Source organism: Cytobacillus citreus (assembly GCF_018343665.1).
GTDB classification, from domain to species: domain Bacteria; phylum Bacillota; class Bacilli; order Bacillales; family Cytobacillaceae; genus Cytobacillus; species Cytobacillus citreus.
Window position 1 is genome coordinate 996,826 of sequence record NZ_JAGYPM010000003.1, and the last position, 18,431, is coordinate 1,015,256.

At 39.6% G+C, this 18,431-nt stretch carries 11 protein-coding genes, 19 tRNA genes and 2 rRNA genes; 3 read left to right on the plus strand and 29 right to left on the minus strand.

Going from position 1 to position 18,431, the window contains the following annotated elements:
* Positions 1-97 precede the first annotated feature (97 nt).
* Genes menH through KHA94_RS16560 form a run of 3 tightly spaced genes read right to left on the minus strand, consistent with a single transcriptional unit; the run spans position 98 to position 4,076 of the window.
* Entirely contained in the window at positions 98-922 is an 825-nt protein-coding gene (gene menH, locus KHA94_RS16550) for a 2-succinyl-6-hydroxy-2,4-cyclohexadiene-1-carboxylate synthase (protein ID WP_213103206.1), read from the minus strand.
* Entirely contained in the window at positions 922-2,673 is a 1,752-nt protein-coding gene (gene menD / locus KHA94_RS16555) for a 2-succinyl-5-enolpyruvyl-6-hydroxy-3-cyclohexene-1-carboxylic-acid synthase (RefSeq protein WP_213103207.1), read from the minus strand. Before menD ends, menH begins: the two co-directional genes overlap by 1 nt.
* Positions 2,670-4,076, minus strand: a complete 1,407-nt coding sequence (locus tag KHA94_RS16560; protein ID WP_249365520.1) for an isochorismate synthase — start codon at positions 4,074-4,076, stop codon at positions 2,670-2,672. Before KHA94_RS16560 ends, menD begins: the two co-directional genes overlap by 4 nt.
* Before the next feature lie 332 nt (positions 4,077-4,408).
* On the opposite strand from KHA94_RS16560, the gene KHA94_RS16565 reads away from it, so the two are divergent.
* Together KHA94_RS16565 and KHA94_RS16570 are read left to right on the plus strand one after the other, a co-directional pair.
* Entirely contained in the window at positions 4,409-5,338 is a 930-nt protein-coding gene (locus tag KHA94_RS16565) for a 1,4-dihydroxy-2-naphthoate polyprenyltransferase (RefSeq protein WP_213103209.1), read from the plus strand.
* Positions 5,339-5,497: 159 nt separating this feature from the next.
* Entirely contained in the window at positions 5,498-6,250 is a 753-nt protein-coding gene (locus tag KHA94_RS16570; RefSeq protein ID WP_213103210.1) for a TraR/DksA C4-type zinc finger protein, read from the plus strand.
* A 337-nt stretch (positions 6,251-6,587) separates the two neighbouring features.
* Here the strand turns inward: KHA94_RS16570 and KHA94_RS16575 are convergent, their stop codons facing one another.
* From KHA94_RS16575 to glgB, 5 genes are all read right to left on the minus strand, one after another.
* Positions 6,588-8,981: a glycogen/starch/alpha-glucan phosphorylase gene (locus tag KHA94_RS16575; RefSeq protein WP_213103211.1), complete on the minus strand. Its 2,394-nt coding sequence runs from the start codon at positions 8,979-8,981 to the stop codon at positions 6,588-6,590.
* Positions 8,971-10,422, minus strand: coding sequence for a glycogen synthase GlgA (gene glgA, locus KHA94_RS16580; protein ID WP_213103212.1), 1,452 nt, complete (start codon positions 10,420-10,422; stop codon positions 8,971-8,973). The genes KHA94_RS16575 and glgA overlap by 11 nt, the downstream gene beginning before the upstream one ends.
* Entirely contained in the window at positions 10,419-11,447 is a 1,029-nt protein-coding gene (locus KHA94_RS16585; protein WP_213103213.1) for a GlgC family sugar phosphate nucleotidyltransferase, read from the minus strand. The genes glgA and KHA94_RS16585 overlap by 4 nt, the downstream gene beginning before the upstream one ends.
* A 102-nt stretch (positions 11,448-11,549) precedes the next feature.
* On the minus strand, positions 11,550-12,695 hold the full coding sequence (locus KHA94_RS16590) for a glucose-1-phosphate adenylyltransferase (RefSeq protein ID WP_213103214.1): 1,146 nt from the start codon (positions 12,693-12,695) through the stop codon (positions 11,550-11,552).
* A complete protein-coding gene (gene glgB, locus KHA94_RS16595; protein ID WP_420828174.1) occupies positions 12,613-14,583 on the minus strand; it encodes a 1,4-alpha-glucan branching enzyme in 1,971 nt (656 codons plus the stop codon). Before glgB ends, KHA94_RS16590 begins: the two co-directional genes overlap by 83 nt.
* Before the next feature lie 210 nt (positions 14,584-14,793).
* Here glgB and KHA94_RS16600 point away from each other — a divergent pair, with 210 nt between their 5' ends.
* On the plus strand, positions 14,794-14,991 hold the full coding sequence (locus KHA94_RS16600; protein ID WP_213103216.1) for a hypothetical protein: 198 nt from the start codon (positions 14,794-14,796) through the stop codon (positions 14,989-14,991).
* 107 nt (positions 14,992-15,098) lie between these two features.
* Here the strand turns inward: KHA94_RS16600 and KHA94_RS16605 are convergent.
* From KHA94_RS16605 to KHA94_RS16705, 21 genes are all read right to left on the minus strand, one after another.
* Positions 15,099-15,170, minus strand: a tRNA-Glu gene (locus tag KHA94_RS16605).
* Positions 15,171-15,178: 8 nt separating this feature from the next.
* A tRNA-Ser gene (locus tag KHA94_RS16610) sits at positions 15,179-15,269 on the minus strand.
* Between the two features lie 4 nt (positions 15,270-15,273).
* Positions 15,274-15,348: transfer RNA gene (locus tag KHA94_RS16615), tRNA-Asn, on the minus strand.
* Between the two features lie 162 nt (positions 15,349-15,510).
* Positions 15,511-15,587: transfer RNA gene (locus tag KHA94_RS16620), tRNA-Ile, on the minus strand.
* Between the two features lie 6 nt (positions 15,588-15,593).
* Positions 15,594-15,667 (minus strand) — tRNA-Gly (locus tag KHA94_RS16625).
* A gap of 8 nt (positions 15,668-15,675) precedes the next feature.
* Positions 15,676-15,751, minus strand: a tRNA-His gene (locus KHA94_RS16630).
* A gap of 34 nt (positions 15,752-15,785) precedes the next feature.
* Positions 15,786-15,861 (minus strand) — tRNA-Phe (locus tag KHA94_RS16635).
* A gap of 246 nt (positions 15,862-16,107) precedes the next feature.
* A tRNA-Asp gene (locus tag KHA94_RS16640) sits at positions 16,108-16,184 on the minus strand.
* A 3-nt stretch (positions 16,185-16,187) separates the two neighbouring features.
* Positions 16,188-16,261 (minus strand) — tRNA-Met (locus KHA94_RS16645).
* 98 nt (positions 16,262-16,359) lie between these two features.
* Positions 16,360-16,433: transfer RNA gene (locus KHA94_RS16650), tRNA-Met, on the minus strand.
* A gap of 18 nt (positions 16,434-16,451) precedes the next feature.
* Positions 16,452-16,544: transfer RNA gene (locus KHA94_RS16655), tRNA-Ser, on the minus strand.
* Positions 16,545-16,568: 24 nt separating this feature from the next.
* A tRNA-Met gene (locus KHA94_RS16660) sits at positions 16,569-16,645 on the minus strand.
* Positions 16,646-16,673: 28 nt separating this feature from the next.
* Positions 16,674-16,749 (minus strand) — tRNA-Ala (locus tag KHA94_RS16665).
* 18 nt (positions 16,750-16,767) lie between these two features.
* Positions 16,768-16,844, minus strand: a tRNA-Pro gene (locus KHA94_RS16670).
* 8 nt (positions 16,845-16,852) lie between these two features.
* Positions 16,853-16,929 (minus strand) — tRNA-Arg (locus KHA94_RS16675).
* A 67-nt stretch (positions 16,930-16,996) separates the two neighbouring features.
* Positions 16,997-17,071, minus strand: a tRNA-Gly gene (locus KHA94_RS16680).
* 8 nt (positions 17,072-17,079) lie between these two features.
* A tRNA-Lys gene (locus KHA94_RS16685) sits at positions 17,080-17,155 on the minus strand.
* Between the two features lie 167 nt (positions 17,156-17,322).
* A tRNA-Val gene (locus KHA94_RS16690) sits at positions 17,323-17,395 on the minus strand.
* 4 nt (positions 17,396-17,399) lie between these two features.
* A tRNA-Glu gene (locus KHA94_RS16695) sits at positions 17,400-17,474 on the minus strand.
* Between the two features lie 39 nt (positions 17,475-17,513).
* Positions 17,514-17,630 (minus strand): 5S ribosomal RNA (gene rrf / locus KHA94_RS16700).
* A gap of 65 nt (positions 17,631-17,695) precedes the next feature.
* Positions 17,696-18,431, minus strand: a 23S ribosomal RNA gene (locus tag KHA94_RS16705); the annotation flags it as partial.

Below are 18,431 nucleotides of genomic sequence, written 5' to 3' on the forward strand. Positions count from 1 at the left end.
ACGGAATCCTCCTTTATATGTATATGTATTCTATTTGTAACATAACCCTTTAGGTTAAATCACTAATTCTCTCCACTCATGATAAATGGATGATATTTTACTCCTTTTTATCATGCGACAAGAATTCACTTACTATTGTACCAAATATTTCGGGTTTCTCCACATGAATTGCATGTCCACAATCATCAACCGTAATCGATTTGGCATACTTAACTTTTTTTTGCATTTTTTCTGTAATTAGGCAAAATTTTTCATCTATTCTTCCAGTGATGAATAGAGCTGGTGCTTTCAATTGCTCAAGATGCCCCCACCAGGAAGGCTGCGAGCCAGTCCCCATGCCTTTAAGGCTGTTCATTAACCCTAAAGTTGTATTCCTTAATCTTTCCATTCTCAATTTTCGCCGGATTATTTCAGGTAGCCTCTTCTGACTTTCGAAAAGGGGAATGTTTTCCCAATAATCGACAAATTTTTCGATTCCATGCTCTCGAATACGAACTGCCAGCTTTTCATCCTGTAGTCGTCGATCTTCTCTTTCCATATCAGTTTCAAGGCCTGGTGAGGAGCTTTCGAGTATTAGCTTTCTCACCTTTTCAGGATATTTTAAAGCAAAGGTTAAAGCTAGCCTGCCGCCCATTGAGTAGCCAAGTAAATCAGTCTGCTCTATCTTCATTACTTCTAACAGAGTATGTAAATCACTTGCTGCTGATTCAATATCATACTTTTGTAATTCTTTAGGTGAGTCCGTTTGTCCATGACCGATAATATCAACAGAAATGACGTAGGAATGATCTTTCCATTGTGTTTCAAACTGCCGCCAAGATGCTCCATTACCTGTAAACCCATGAAGCAATAATAAAGGTTGGCCTATAGGATTCCCCCATATTTCAACATGATAGCGAATGCCATTGATGACATAATTCATCAGCATTCGCCATCCAATAATTGACTTATTTCCCGGGAAACCGCGTCCCATAATTCTCGATGCTCTTGAATATTTTTATCTCGGTTTGTTGTAATTTCCATTACTTTTAAACCTGGCTTTTCTTTATTTGCATTTATTGAGGAAGAAAGATGCTCCCAGCTAGTTATTAACTCATAATGTCCGCCATACATTTCTACGACAGACTGGAATTTCAAATCTAATGGTGTCCCAAAAAGCTGTTCAAAGTTTTTTGGATGGCTTGCCTGCGGCAGAAACGAGAATATTCCTCCGCCATTATTATTGATTAATAGGATATTAATATCGATTCCAAATTGCTTTGCCGCAATTAAACCGTTCAGATCGTGGAAAAATGTAAGATCCCCTAATACTAAGTAAAGCGGCTGTAAGAATGTCCCTGCACCTAAAGCAGTTGAAATGATACCATCAATTCCATTCGCTCCACGATTAGCCATAATTCTTATTGATTTATGATTAAAATGGAAAAAAGTATCCAAATCTCGAATCGGCATGCTATTTCCAACAAATAATGTAGCACCTTCAGGCAGTCTTTCAGTCAGCAGATAAAATAGTTTTCCTTCACTTAATACATCTAGTTCATTAATTTCTGCTAAATTCTTTCGAGTTAATTGATTTATTTTTTCCCACTTTTCAAAATAGGAAAGACTGTTCTTCTTAGAAATATAAGGAATAATCGAGCGACAAAAATCTGTTTCATGACAATAAACCATTTCTGAGGACAACATTCCTGGATCTCTCCATCCGGCTCCACCATCAATAACAAATTGTCGTACATCACTATTTTCTTTTAGAAAAATGGTTAAAGGCTTAGACACAGGCATTGCACCAAAACGAATGACAACATCTGGCTTTAAATATTGCTTTGTTTTTTCATTTTTTAAAAAGGTGTCATATGTATCAATAATATAAGTTCCACTATGGCTTCCACTTCTTAGTTGAGAAAGCGGGTCAGCAAGAATAGGGAATTGAAGCCTTTCTGCTAAGGCGATGACTGCTTCATTAAAGCCATCCGCTTCAATTGATCCACAAACAATGATTCCTCTTTCATACGAACTGAGATTTTCTCCAATTTCATTGTATTCCTCATTCGTAAGCTTATATTCCCCAGCTTGAATACGTACATATCCGGCTGAGCGCTCAGTTAACTCAAATAAGTCCGCCTTGTCCAATTGCGGAATTAATGGCTCTCTAAAAGGAAAATTCAAATGTACAGGCCCTGCTGGAGAACGTTTAGCTGTAGAAGCTGCCCTAGCACAAATAGTGCGTACATACCGAATCATGTCTTTAGAATCCTCTGGTGGCGCCATTTCAACAAACCATTTAACATGATTTCCATATAAGTGAATTTGATCAATGGCTTGTGGAGCACCAACATCTCTTAATTCATGAGGGCGATCAGCTGTTAAAACAAGGAGTGGCACTCTTGCAATATTTGCTTCCACAATAGCAGGGAAGTAGTTTGCTGCTGCTGTCCCTGATGTACATAGAATAGCTACAGGCCTTTTAGAGGCCTTTGCCATTCCTAAAGCAAAAAAGGCAGCCGAACGCTCGTCCACATGAATATGCACACGAAGTTCAGGATGCTCAGCCATTACCATTGCCAAAGGGGTAGACCTTGAACCAGGACTCACCACAACATCCTCTACCCCGATATTTACTAATTCTGATACGAAAGCAGCGATATAAGTGGTTAATGTTTCTTGATGATTCATTTATTATTTCCTCCAAGAGCAGTCAGCATCGGCCGGAATTTTATTTTAGTTTCAATATACTCACTGTCTGCATTAGAATCCTTTACAACACCGCAACCAGCAAAAATAGAAGCTTCATCCTTCTGAATAAGGCCTGATCGAATAGATACAGCAAACTCTCCATTGTCCTGATAATCCACCCAGCCAAGTGGAGCGCCATAAAAGCCTCTATCAAGCTCCTCAACTTCACGGATTTTCTCTACTGCTTCTTGCTTTGGCAGCCCTCCCAATGCAGGAGTTGGGTGGAGACGGTCAACTAATAAAAGCAAAGAAGTATCTTCTTTAGCTACTCCTGCCACCGGTGTATAAAGATGCTGAATATCTCTCATTTTCAGCAAATTAGTCTCCTTAGGTAATGACACTTCCTCACAAACCTCTTCCATAGCCTCTTTTATCATCTGCACAACATATTGATGCTCGATTAAATTTTTTGGATCATTCAATAATTCTTCTCCAAGCATTTGATCCTCGTCTTTTGTTTTGCCCCTCGCAATCGATCCAGCTAGACAAGTGGTAAAGAGGTTATTCCCAGTCTTTTTCACTAGCCGTTCCGGAGAGGCGCCAATAAAGCAATCACCGTTCGATTCAAAGGCAAAAATAAAGCTGTCTTGCTGCTGTTTCAACAATAGTTCAAGGACATTTTCCACTTCCACTTGTTTGTCATAAATTAATCTCGTTTCTCTAGCAAGAACAACCTTTTCTAACGGACCTTGTTTTAATTCCTTTACAACAGATGAAACAGTTTCTTTCCATTCCGCGGGATTGATTTCAATCTCTTTTACTAGTTGATGCCCATCTTGTTTCTTAGCATCTATTATAGATGAAAAAAGTGCGTTTTTTTCCTTATTAATAATCTCAACAAGCGTGTGATCATCATGTTGAGTACAAATGATATTTGTCGTTAAAAAGGCTTTTCCTTGTATGACACTATACATAAATGTAGGAATATGGAATAGCGAATCGGAATATTTAGACCAAAGCTTGGTTTTCTCTTTTAATGGATCAAAGGAAAATCCACCAAACATAAGAGGTCCTATGCCATTCAAATTAAATCGATTAAAAATGATGGCATCTTTAATTAAGCGCTTCCACTCATTTTCTACATGAAAAAAGCGGCCAGCTGCCTGATCCGATTGAATTTGGTTACATATTCCCATACCGATGATAAAGGTTTCCTCTGAAGGGTCTTTCCAGAAAAAACGCTCACCAAAAAAGCCTTCTACTCCTGCTGTGAAGAAAGTAAGAGGATCTATATGATTAATCTGCTGCACTTCACTTACTAAAACTGGTTTAGATAAGGCTTTTGCCCTATCAATTGCTTCCAGGATCCCTTCTTTTAGTTCCGTTTCTTGTTTGGTAACCAAAAAAACCCCTCCAAAAACACCTAATAACATATTCCAAGCTTATTTTAACATACTCCTCACTACATTCATATGTCAATGCTAGTCATATTTAGGACAAGTTATCTTACTTTAAATTATGTTTTGTTATTCCGTACCATTGACACTTTGCTTCTCTCAACTTACACTTATCGTTGAGAAGAACTCTAGATCAATTTTGACAGTACAAACCTTTTCCATTATAATAAATAGGTTTGATAAAAAGAAAAGCAGAATCGCCTAATTGCGCAAAGCTAAATGGAAAAACTTTTGGATTCAAATTTTACATTTAATATAGACGACGAGGGGAGAGTTCTATGCAAACACAAATGCATACAAATATTCCAACTTCCAATTCAAAAAACTGGAAGGTTTGGTGGCAATTAACAAGACCTCATACTCTTACTGCTTCTTTTGTACCAGTCCTGCTTGGAACGGCCTTAGCCCTTCAAGTAACGGAAATCCATTTTGGATTATTTCTTGCTATGTTAATTGCTAGCCTACTTATTCAAGCTGCAACGAATATGTTCAATGAATACTATGACTATAAGCATGGACTTGACAATGAAGAATCGGTCGGGATTGGAGGTGCGATTGTTCGCGATGGCATTAAACCAAAAACGATCTTGAATTTAGCATTAGCCCTTTATGGAATTTCTCTATTAATTGGTATTTATATTTGTATGAGCAGCAGCTGGTGGCTTGCTCTTATCGGACTTGTTTGTATGCTTGTTGGCTATTTATATACAGGCGGCCCAATGCCAATTGCATATACCCCGTTTGGTGAAATTGTTTCTGGTTTCTTTATGGGCATGATTATTATTCTGATTTCCTTCTTTATTCAAACAGGAACGATAACACCTACGAGTATTTTAGTTTCTTTTCCTATATTAATTCTAGTTGGAGCCATTATGTTATCGAATAATATCCGTGACTTGGATGGCGATAAGGAATTTGGACGAAAAACTCTTGCCATTTTAATTGGTCGAAATAGAGCTATACGTTTGCTTGCTGGGATGTTTATTATTTCATATGCATGGGTTTTCATTCTTATTGCGATGAATATTATTTCTCCTTGGCTGGCAATTGTCATTCTAAGTGCTCCAAAAGCGATTAAAGCAACAAAAGGATTTATTGGAAAAACAGTTCCAATACAGATGATGCCTGCTATGAAGGCAACAGCTCAGACAAATACCACTTTTGGATTTTTATTATCAATTGGCCTCTTTATAGGATATTTATTATAAGATTTAGAATGATCCCATGCATATTGCATGGGTTTTTTTCTGAAAAAATTTATATTGTCATGATTTTATTAATAAGGTTCATACTAACTTCATAAGAATGACCACTGAGAATTTAATTTCAATATAAAGTGGAAACGAACTTATGAGGAAGTGATTAGTTTGTTAACAATTGAACAACTAAGCCAACTAAAGCAGCAATTAAATGAGGAAAAATCTTCTTTAGAATCACAGCTGCATGGAAATAAAGAAGGCAGCCTTCAAGGAGTAAATGCACGCGAGACAGTCGGAGAGCTATCTATTTATGATAATCACCCTGCAGATATGGGATCTGAATTATATGACAGAACAAAGGATTTTGCCTTAGAAGAGCATCATGATTCCGAGCTCAATAAAATAAATGCGGCACTTCAAGCGATGGAAGATCGTTCATATGGAAAATGCAAAGTATGTGGCAATGATATTCCATTTGAACGCCTCGAAGCTCTTCCTTATACTTTATATTGTAAGGAACATAGCCAAGAACAAAGAGTTCCCGGCGATCGGCCAGTAGAAGAAGATGTACTTGAGCCTGCACATGGAAATGCCTTTCAGCACCATCAATTCAGGGAAGTCATTGATAATGAGGATAGCTTTCAAGAGGTTGCCCGATTCGGAACATCTGAAACACCATCTGACCTAAGAGGCGATTATGAAGACTACAACTCCCTTTATAATGAAGGCCATGATGATGAAGGCTTCACAGAGGATTATGAAACTTTCATCGCCAATAACATTGAAGGGACAGAAAGAAGGATTTTTCCATCAAAAAAACACGAAGAATATGAAGCCATGCTTGATGAAGTTGGCAGCGATACACCATTCGGAGACGTACATTATCGACGAACAGATGGATATGTAGAAGTAGATGAATAAATGAACGAAGAGCACCTGAGTATTGGTGCTCTTTTACAATGTCTCTTTCCTAAGAGATTGTTGTTCAATGTTCCAGGACTATTATATAAAAATTTCAATTATGAACAGTGTTGATGACCGTGAGCGCCATTTTCTTCATGAGACAGGCATCAAAGATGGCTTTTGATTACCGTAAACCCCTTTTTCTTCATGAGACGGGCATCAAAGATGGCTTTTGATTACCGTAAACCCCTTTTTCTTCATGAGACGGGCATCAAAGATGGCTTTTGATTACCGTAAACCCCGATTTTAAAGGAACAAAGTCATCAAAGACGAAAACCGCTTTTTCAGTAAGCCTCTAAATTGATTTTATTTTCCAGATCTCTTCTGCATATTCACGTATCGTGCGATCACTGGAAAAATAGCCAGATGCAGCGATATTTCTTAAGCTCTTCTTTAGCCATTGGTCTTGATTTTCGTAAGTTCTTTCTGCCTGTCTTTGAATATTTACATACGAATCGAAGTCACGAAGGACAAAATATTGATCATTTTCCATGAGTAATGAATCAACAATAGGCTCGAATTCACCATCAACATCAGGAAAGAAGCCATTTATTAATTGATCTACTACTTGACGTATCCTTTTGTCATGATGGTAATAATCTAGTGAATGGTAACCACCTTGCTGTTCATATTCCATTACCTTTTCTGCTGTTAGACCAAAGATAAATAAATGGTCGAATCCTACCTTTTCCATCATTTCAACATTCGCCCCATCAAGTGTCCCTACAGTCAAGGCACCATTCATCATAAATTTCATATTCCCAGTTCCTGACGCTTCTTTACTAGCAGTTGATATTTGCTCACTAATATCTGCTGCAGGAAATACTTCCTCAGCTAATGAAACTCGATAATTTTCAAGAAATACAACCTTTAATTTTTCTTTAGTCATCTCATCTTGATTAACTATATCTGCTACTGTGTTAATAAGCTTAATAATTTTCTTGGCATAATAATACCCTGGTGAAGCTTTCGCACCGAATATAAACGTGCGTGGATACATATGGAAGCTCGAGTCCTCTTTCAACCTATTATATAAATACATTACATGTAAAATATTTAAGAGCTGCCTTTTATAAGCGTGAAGTCTTTTCACATGGATATCAAAAATAGAGGCAGTATCCACAACAAGTCCAGTCTTATCCTTAATCCTTCTAGCTAGCCTTGTCTTATTTTGCTGCTTCACTTGGAAAAGCTGCTGTAGAAAGGAATGATCCTCCTCATATTTTATTAATTGCATTAGCTTTTTTGGTTCCCAAATCCAATCATTCCCTATAGCTTCTGAAATAAGGCTCGCTAAAAGTGGATTCGCTTTTAACAGCCATCTTCTATGTGTAATGCCATTCGTTTTATTATTAAATTTTCCCGGAAAAATTTGATAAAAAGAATTCATTTCCCTTTTTTTTAAAATCTCTGTATGAAGTGCAGCTACACCATTCACACTATAGCTTCCTACAAGTGCAAGATGAGCCATTTTCACTTGATCTTGGGCAATAATGGCCATACTCTCAATTCGCTTCCATTCCCCTGGATACTTCCCCCACAGTATCTGGCAAAATCTCTCATTTATTTCACCTACGATCATATAAATACGAGGCAGTAATGGCTGGAAAATACGAACTGGCCATTTTTCTAATGCCTCTGATAATGTAGTATGATTTGTATAGGAAATGGTATTCACAGTTATCTGCCAGGCCTCATCCCATCCAATGCCCTCCTCATCAAGCAGTATTCGCATAAGCTCTGGGATTGCAAGAACGGGGTGAGTATCGTTAATATGAATACTAATGTACTCATGAAAAGCATGTAAGCATTCATGCTGCTTTTTATAGGAGTGGATAATAGACTGAAGGCTTGCAGACACAAGAAAATACTGCTGTTTTAACCGCAGAATTTTTCCTTCATCATGAGTATCATCCGGATATAAAAATTCCGAAACTAATTCTGTATCTCTCTTATATTTTAAAATATCTTTATGCACCGGATAGGCAGACGGCTCTGCACTCCATAGCCTAAGCGTATTGACAGTTTCCGTTTTATACCCGACAATCGGCATATCATAAGGGACAGCTGTGATTGTTTCAGCATCTACATGGCGAAAAAAAAGCCCCCCATTTTCCTCCTTACAATCAACACTTCCCCAAAACGGTACCTTTACTGCCAAATCCTCTCTCCTAACTTCCCACACATGCCCATGCCGAAGCCACTGCTCAGGCAGTTCCACTTGGTATCCATCCACAATTTTCTGCTCAAATAAACCATGCTTATAGCGAATTCCGCACCCATGTCCCGGTAAATTCAACGAGGCTAAAGAATCCATAAAACAGGCTGCAAGTCTTCCAAGGCCCCCGTTTCCTAACCCAGCGTCAGACTCTATTTCCTCTAGAGCACATAAATCAATGCCTAAATCCTTTAAGCCATCCTTTACAACAACCTCTATCCCTAAATTTAATAAATTATGATAGAGAAGCCTGCCTAGCAAAAATTCAATCGAAAAATAATAAACCTTCTTTCCTTTTGAAGTTCGGTAACGCTCATTTGTGTTAATCCATCCTGTACTAATATATTCCCTCACCATGTTTCCTAGGGTAGAATATTGATCACGCTTCGTACTTTCTCCAAAGCTTTTTCCGCACATCATCTCAAGCTTTTGTAAAAAGGCTTGTTTAAACTTTTCTTTATTAGAAAACATGACTTTCACTCCTAGAGATGATTTCTGCGTAAAGACAGTTATATTGATAAGCAGACCGTGCCCAGCTGTAATCCATCGTCATTGCATTTATCACAATCACGTTCCAGCATGATTCATCCCTATAAAAACTAAGTGCTCTTTGTATCGTAAAAAGCATATCATGAGCATTAAAATGCTTGAATGAAAAGCCGTTGCCTTTACCTGTTCCTTCATTAAATGACTGAACTGTATCATTCAGCCCTCCCGTTTCTCTAACGATTGGAATGGCCCCGTATTTCATTGCTATCATCTGACCGAGTCCACAAGGCTCGAATTTTGAAGGCATCAGAAAAAGATCGGCTGCTGCATAAATTTGGTGGGCAATCCCTTCGTCAAAGCCAATATAAGCTCTAAATTTATTCGGATAGGCTAACTCCATCTCTCTAAAAAATTGTTCATACTGGACATCACCTGTACCTAAAATCAACATCTGTATGTTATCTGACATCAACTCTTGAAAAACACAGTGCAGGAGGTCAAGCCCCTTTTGCTCTGTCAGTCTCGTGACCATGGCAATAAGAGGAATTTTATCAGCAATCGGAAGACCAAATTGTTTTTGTATATGTAGCTTATTTACCGATTTCTTTTTTAAATTTTTATGATTATAGCTTTCGGTTAGAAAATTATCGTTTTCAGGATTATAAATTGTCTCATCAATGCCATTTAATATCCCTTCCAGATCGGAAGACCGATGCTGTAAAAGAAGATGCAGCTTTTCACCATAGTGCTCCATTTGTATTTCATTCTTATAAGTGGGGCTGACCGTTGTAATTTTATCAGCTGCCACAATCGCACCCTTCATAAAGTTAATATTGCCATAGAACTCAAGTTGATCAACATGAAAATGACGGTCACTAAGACATAATAAATCAGCCAGTGCATGATTCGGCATGATTCCCTGAAATTGCAGATTGTGAATCGTAAATACAGTTCGTATAAATTCATATCCTTTTTTTGCTTGATATTCAACTCTTAACAAGAAGGGAATCATCCCTGTATGCCAATCATGACAATGAATAACATCAGGGTAGAACGGAATAAATGGAAGAGCATCCAATACCGCTCTGTTAAAAAAAGCAAATCTCTCACCATCATCATAAGCTCCATACAATTTTTCTCGATGAAAATAATATTCATTATCTACAAAATAATAAGTAATCCCTTGATACTCTATCTCTTCAATCCCACAATATTGGTTTCTCCAACCTACCTTAACTGTAAATTCTGCTTTTTTTGTCATTTTTGATTTATATTCGTTTAAGATCAACCCATATTTCGGCAGAATAACCCTGATATCAGTCCCTTGCTTGAAAATCTCCTTTGGCAAAGAACCAGCAACATCAGCGAGTCCACCCGATTTAACAAATGGAACACATTCTGAAACAACAAATAATACTTTCACGAATTCATCAGAGCTCCTTGTATCGTTCCTTTTTGAATTACATAAGGAGATTCGATTGAGCCTTTTAACAATGTGCCTGATTCCACCTTGACATCCTTATCTAAAATCACAGAATCTAGACGGCAATTCTCTCCTATTTGGCTCTTTTGCATAATAATACAATTCTTTACTACCGATCCAATCCCGATCTTAACACCTCGTGAAATGATGCAATTTTCAACCGTTCCCTCAATTTGACATCCATTTGCTATCATTGAGTGATGAACAGTAGCCTCCTTTAAATACCTTGTAGGAGGCTCATCTTTCACCTTCGTATAAATAGGCTGATCCCTTAAGAATAGACTTTTCCATATCTGGGGCTGAAGAAGATCTAGGTTCACTGTGAAATATTTATGAATCGTATCAATCATTTCAGCATAACCTTCATATTCATATGTACATATTCGATAGGATGGATGATAACTTGACACAACATCATGCATGCAAGAATAGCCGGTCATGTCCCTTGTTCGAATCAACTCAATAAGCAAGGATGTTTTAATTAAATACATTTCTAATGATCTTCCATGTTTGCGGATCTCAGTAATATCACAGCCAGTTTGAATATGCCTGTCTAGTACTGGCCTGAAATCCATATTAAAAACAGTATAGCAATTGGAAATGAGGGCATATTCCTGTCTACTTTTTTTGAAATAATCGAGATTGGCTGCAAAATGGCTGAAGGGACCGATTCCATGCTTCTCTCCTTCTATATTTGGAGAGGGAAAAAAGAAAAGGCCATCTCTTTTTCGATTAAGATCCCAGTTTTTCCCTGACCCTAAATGATCCATTAAAGATCGATATTGAAATTTCGGGAAAATCGCAACACTTTCAATATCAGAATTCACCATATTAGAAAGTACAAAATCAATGAGCCGATACCTGCCAGCAAAGGGAAGTGCTGCAAGTGACCTATGGATCATTAACTCTCCTAATTCTTCATGATAGGTTGTCGCATCAATAACACCAAGCAAACGATTCTTCAAACGAATCCCTCCTATTAGAAACGATGGTCAAATATTAGATGTGCAGAAATAGAGGCTAGCATGAAAGAAAACTGCTAGCCTATTAAAGTAAATTATGAAAATTTATGAAACAAATTTTTGCAGCATTTCATTAGAAACTAAAACAATCTTATCCTTTTCCTCAGAGCCTCTAATAACCATTCCATCCGGTATACTCATATCGGTTGGAATAATCGCTTTTTCGATAAAAACATTTTGACCTATTTTTGCATTTGGCATGATGACTGTTTCACGTATAAGCGATCCTTTCCCAATCATTACCCCTTGAAAGAGGACGGATTTTTCAACCTCCCCCTCAACTGTGCAGCCTTCATTAATTAAGGAACACTTAACTCTTGCTTCAGTGGATATATATTGTGGAGGATGATTAGGGTTGACGGAGTAAATCCGCCACTCATAATCGAATAGGTTTAATTCACATTTTTCATCTAATAAATCCATATTGGCTTCCCATAGGCTTTTTACCGTCCCTACATCCTTCCAATACCCTTTAAATGGATAGGCAAATAAATGTTTCTTTTCTTCTAACAACATAGGAATGATATCCTTGCCAAAATCATGACTTGAATCTGGATTTAAGGCATCTATTTCTAAATATTCCTTTAAGAGCTTCCAATTAAATATATATATTCCCATCGAAGCTAGATTATTTTTCGGTACAGTGGGCTTCTCCTCAAATTGTATTATTCTCATATCATCGCTTGTGTTCATAATGCCAAATCTGTTTGCTTCCTCCCACGGAACTTCAATGACCGAAATCGTCGCATCTGCCCCTTTTTCTATGTGATATTCAAGCATAAGCTCATAATTCATTTTATAAATATGATCACCTGATAAAACCAATACATATTCAGGCTCATATTGCTTTAAATAATTTAAATTTTGATAGATCGCACTTGCTGTTCCCGTATACCACTTTACTTCAGATGATTCACTATATGGGGGCAAGACAGTAACACCACCGTTTCTACGATCCAAATCCCATGCGCTGCCGATTCCTATATAGGAATTTAAGACAAGTGGCTGATATTGGGTGAGGACGCCAACAGTATCAATACCAGAATTCGTACAATTGCTTAACGTAAAATCAATGATTCGATATTTACCTCCAAAAGGCACTGCTGGCTTAGCTAGATTTTGTGTCAATGAATGAAGCCTGCTTCCCTTTCCCCCTGCCAGCAGCATGGCTACGCACTTTTTCTTTGCCATTTCCTTTTCTCTCCTTCCTATGTTTAACAGGACGTAATATGGATACGCTAAATGGTGCGATTGTCATTTTTACTGAGTATGGTTTCCCATGATAATCTTGATTTTCTGATTTTAAGACTTTTTTATTAATACAGTCTGAACCTCCAAATACTTCTCGGTCACTATTAAAAATTTCCCGGTATGAACCGTTTTTTGGTACACCTACCCGGTATTCATCATATGCTTGATCTTTGAAATTACAGATCACTACAAGGTGCTCATCCTCTCTTTTTCCAAAGCGGATAAAAGAAAAGATTGATTGCTGATAATTATTTACATCAATCCATTCGAATCCATCCTGTAGAAAATCTAATTCATAAAACGGCCTAGAACGACTATATAGTTTGAGAAGCTCTTTAACAAAAACATTCATTTTTTGATGCATTTCATAATCTAATAAATGCCAATCAAGCTGTTCCCTATCCTTCCATTCTGCAAATTGCCCTAATTCAGCCCCCATAAATAGGAGCTTTTTTCCTGGGTGTGCAATCATATAGCTAAGAAGCAAACGCATTTGCGCAAATTTATCCCAGTAATCACCAGGCATTTTGTTTAAAAGAGATTTCTTTCCATGAACAACTTCATCATGAGAAAGCGGGAGAACAAAATTTTCTTTAAAAGCATATAACAATGAAAAAGTCATTTTCCCATGAGCATGCGACCTTGATTCTGGGCTAGTTTCCATATAGCATAGAACATCATTCATCCACCCCATATTCCATTTGTAATGGAAGCCTAATCCACCATATTGTGTAGGAAACGTAACCTGTGGCCAGTCAGTCGAATCCTCAGCCATCAAAAGGAAGGATGGGTCTCGATCGTAAACGACTTGATTTAATTTTTGCAAAAACTGAATACCAAATGGGTTCTCACTTTTTTCATAACGATTCGGCCAAAATAAAATATTTGCGACTGCATCTAACCGAAAACCATCGATATGATAATATTCCATCCAAAAAATTGCATTCGAAATTAAAAAGCTTTGCACTTCGCTTTTTGTAAGATCGAAATTAGCCGTACCCCAAATCATGTTTTCCCGATCCCACTCGTTTTCATATTCGTATAAATACGTACCATCAAACTGATGCAATCCATTCGCATCCTTGCAAAAATGGCCAGGAACCCAATCAAGGATAACCCCAATGCCTTTTTGATGGCATTGATCAATAAAAAACATAAAATCATGCGGAGTTCCGTACCTGCTTGTAACAGAATAGTATCCAGTTCCTTGATAGCCCCACGATTCGTCGAGCGGATGCTCAATAAGGGGTAATAATTCAATATGTGTAAACCCATGCTCCACGACGTAAGGAATTAATGTATGTGCCAATTCCTTATATGAAAGAAATGATCCATCTGCTCGTTTCCTCCATGAGCCTAAATGAACTTCATAAATCGCAACAGGTTCTGCAAGCAAATTTTTCTTCTCTCTTTTCTGCATCCAAATATGGTCATTCCATTGATAATCTTCAAGGGAATAAACAATAGATGCTGTACCTGGTCTAATTTCTGAATAATAGCTAAAGGGATCTGATTTCAAAAACCTATTTCCTTCTTTTGTAAAGATTTCATATTTATATAAAGCTCCTTGTAAATTGTGATCTATGTCGATCACCCAAATACCCTCATTATTAACTCTATGTAAGGGATACCCATCTCCATTCCAATCATTAAAATCACCGACTAATCTGATAATTTCGGCGTTTGGTGCCCACAAACAAAACCTCGTACTAACTTTTCCCCCTTGCTTAATGACGTGAGAACCAAAGAGTCGAAAACCCTCACATAAAGTACCTTCATGGAATAGATGCATCTCATAATCGGTTGGAGATACAGCATTCATGTATATCCTCTCCTTTAAACCACACTTCCATGATTATATTCGCCTGATTACAGAAAAGACCTTGTAAAGATTTTCTAAAGATTTTGACAACATTTTTAAAGAAATGATAATAATCGAATACATTCAAATTGAATCTTGCCGTTTCGACATAATTTATTGCATTTCATGACAAAATAAAATATAGGATTATTAGATATTTGAAGGAGGAATAATAATTTGAGTAATAAAGAAGAGGATTTTTTAATAAAAGAGGCAACGAAAAACGAAATAAAAATCCCCCTATTTGGACCTCCAGATGGAAAAATCATTGCCACTGGCGAAATGTTCAGAGGACCTTCTACGGGAATTACATCTGAATTTGATTTAGAAAATCCAGGCAGGCAGCTGGCGGAAAAAGATCAGAAGATTGATTGAGGACCACACAATTATTATAACTGCTCATTTAGATCAGCTACAATCGTGAAATATTAAAAATCTATAATAAAAGAGCTGCCAACAATATTGTTGACAGCTCTTTTATATGACCCGTACGGGATTCGAACCCGTGTTACCGCCGTGAAAGGGCGGTGTCTTAACCGCTTGACCAACGGGCCAATAAATATGGCGGAGAAGGAGGGATTTGAACCCTCGCGCCGCTTACGCGACCTACACCCTTAGCAGGGGCGCCTCTTCAGCCTCTTGAGTACTTCCCCATAATGGCTCCGCAGGTAGGACTCGAACCTACGACCGATCGGTTAACAGCCGATAGCTCTACCACTGAGCTACTGCGGAATAGTTAATAATAATCCCTAAATTTTGATAGTAGTCAAAAAAGTGTTCCAAATCTCTTTGTGATTTGTCACAGATTTCTACAGCTTGCCTTTAGGGGATGCTATGCTCTGAACTGCAAGCTTTCGCAATCCACTGCGCTACTGCGGAATAGTTATATAGAAATGGTGGGCCTAAATGGACTCGAACCATCGACCTCACGCTTATCAGGCGTGCGCTCTAACCAGCTGAGCTATAGGCCCACATTATGGAGCGGGTGAAGGGAATCGAACCCTCATCATCAGCTTGGAAGGCTGAGGTTTTACCACTAAACTACACCCGCAAATCTTATGGGGCGACTGATGGGAATCGAACCCACGAATGTCGGAACCACAATCCGATGCGTTAACCACTTCGCCACAATCGCCATCATTAGCTGCATGAATTAACGGCAAAATAAATGGTGGCTCAGGACGGAATCGAACCGCCGACACAAGGATTTTCAGTCCTTTGCTCTACCGACTGAGCTACTGAGCCAAAAATATTAAAATTCCTAAAGTTAGAAAGCAATCAAAAGTGTGTTCCAAATCTCTTTGCGATTTGTCACAGATTTTAAAAGCTTGCTATTCATTGATGAATTGCTTCGAAGCTGCAATCTTTAAAAATCCTCTACCGACTGAGCTACTGAGCCAAAAATATTAAAATTCCTAAAGTTAGATAGTAGTCAAAAGCGTGTTCTAAATCTCTTTGCGATTTATCACAGATTTTAAAAGCCTGCAATAATGGCGGTCCGGACGGGACTCGAACCCGCGACCTCCTGCGTGACAGGCAGGCATTCTAACCAACTGAACTACCGGACCATATTGCGGGGACAGGATTTGAACCTGCGACCTTCGGGTTATGAGCCCGACGAGCTACCGGACTGCTCCACCCCGCGACAATAATATTTAATAAATGGAGGAGGAAAGGGGATTCGAACCCGCGACCTCCTGCGTAACAGGCAGGCATTCTAACCAACTGAACTACCGGACCATATTGCGGGGACAGGATTTGAACCTGCGACCTTCGGGTTATGAGCCCGACGAGCTACCGGACTGCTCCACCCCGCGACAATAATATTTAATAAATGGAGGAGGAAAGGGGATTCGAACCCCTGCGCGGTTTGACCCGCCTGTCGGTTTTCAAGACCGATCCCTTCAGCCGGACTTGGGTATTCCTCCGAATAGTAAAATTCTATTATAGCATGGTAGCGGCAGAGGGGATCGAACCCCCGACCTTACGGGTATGAACCGTACGCTCTAGCCAGCTGAGCTACGCCGCCTAATCAAACTAAAAATAATTATGTTATATGGTGGAGCCTAGCGGGATCGAACCGCTGACCTCCTGCGTGCAAGGCAGGCGCTCTCCCAGCTGAGCTAAGGCCCCATTATTAAGTAGATAGCATGGTCGGGAAGACAGGATTCGAACCTGCGACCCCTTGGTCCCAAACCAAGTGCTCTACCAAGCTGAGCTACTTCCCGTTTATAAATGGCGCGCCCGAAAGGAGTCGAACCCATAACCTTCTGATCCGTAGTCAGACGCTCTATCCAATTGAGCTACGGGCGCACGCTTTTTATATGTGGTGCCGATGATCTTAAGACCTGTGTCGTTAGTTCCACACACCAGCAATAATTGGAGCGGAAGACGGGATTCGAACCCGCGACCCCCACCTTGGCAAGGTGGTGTTCTACCACTGAACTACTTCCGCAAATTAAATGGTGAGCCATGAAGGACTCGAACCTTCGACCCTCTGATTAAAAGTCAGATGCTCTACCGACTGAGCTAATGGCTCGAAACAAGATGATACTTCCTGAATTTTGATAGAAGTCGAACTGTGCTCCAAATCTCTTTGTGATTTGTCGCAGATTACTACAGCCTGCTATTCAAGGATGTAACGCTGCGTACTGCAAGCTTTCGTAATCCTCTACCAATTGAGCTAGGCCGGCATATAAGTTATAGTGGAGGATGACGGGATCGAACCGCCGACCCCCTGCTTGTAAGGCAGGTGCTCTCCCAGCTGAGCTAATCCTCCATATTGGTGACCCGTACGGGATTCGAACCCGTGTTACCGCCGTGAAAGGGCGGTGTCTTAACCGCTTGACCAACGGGCCAACTAATTTTGGCAAAAAAATAACCCTTAATAGGGTTTAGCCTGGCGACGTCCTACTCTCACAAGGGGACAGCCCCTAACTACCATTGGCGCTGAAAAGCTTAACTTCCGTGTTCGGGATGGGAACGGGTGTGACCTTCTCGCTATCGCCACCAGACCATTTTTAGTTAAAAGGATTATTCCTTCAAAACTAGATAACAGACAATCATCATTAAAAAATTATTGGTTAAGTCCTCGACCGATTAGTATTTGTCAGCTCCACGTGTCACCACGCTTCCACCTCAAACCTATCAACCTGATCATCTTTCAGGGGTCTTACTAGCTTGACGCTATGGGAAATCTCATCTCGAGGGGGGCTTCATGCTTAGATGCTTTCAGCACTTATCCCTTCCGCACATAGCTACCCAGCGATGCTCTTGGCAGAACAACTGGTACACCAGCGGTGCGTCCATCCCGGTCCTCTCGTACTAAGGACAGCTCCTCTCAAATTTCCTGCGCCCACGACGGATAGGGACCGAACTGTCTCACGACGTTCTGAACCCAGCTCGCGTACCGCTTTAATGGGCGAACAGCCCAACCCTTGGGACCGACTACAGCCCCAGGATGCGATGAGCCGACATCGAGGTGCCAAACCTCCCCGTCGATGTGGACTCTTGGGGGAGATAAGCCTGTTATCCCCGGGGTAGCTTTTATCCGTTGAGCGATGGCCCTTCCATGCGGAACCACCGGATCACTAAGCCCGACTTTCGTCCCTGCTCGACTTGTAGGTCTCGCAGTCAAGCTCCCTTATGCCTTTACACTCTTCGAATGATTTCCAACCATTCTGAGGGAACCTTTGGGCGCCTCCGTTACTTTTTAGGAGGCGACCGCCCCAGTCAAACTGCCCACCTGACACTGTCTCCCACCCCGATCAGGGGTGCGGGTTAGAATTTCAATACAGCCAGGGTAGTATCCCACC

Coding starts and splice junctions, on each gene's coding strand:
- menH (WP_213103206.1), bottom strand. CDS start 922: ATGAATTATGTCATCAATGGCATTCGCTATCATGTTGAAATATGGGGG.
- menD (WP_213103207.1), bottom strand. CDS start 2,673: ATGAATCATCAAGAAACATTAACCACTTATATCGCTGCTTTCGTATCA.
- KHA94_RS16565 (WP_213103209.1), top strand. CDS start 4,409: ATGCAAACACAAATGCATACAAATATTCCAACTTCCAATTCAAAAAAC.
- KHA94_RS16575 (WP_213103211.1), bottom strand. CDS start 8,981: ATGTTTTCTAATAAAGAAAAGTTTAAACAAGCCTTTTTACAAAAGCTT.
- KHA94_RS16590 (WP_213103214.1), bottom strand. CDS start 12,695: ATGGCAAAGAAAAAGTGCGTAGCCATGCTGCTGGCAGGGGGAAAGGGA.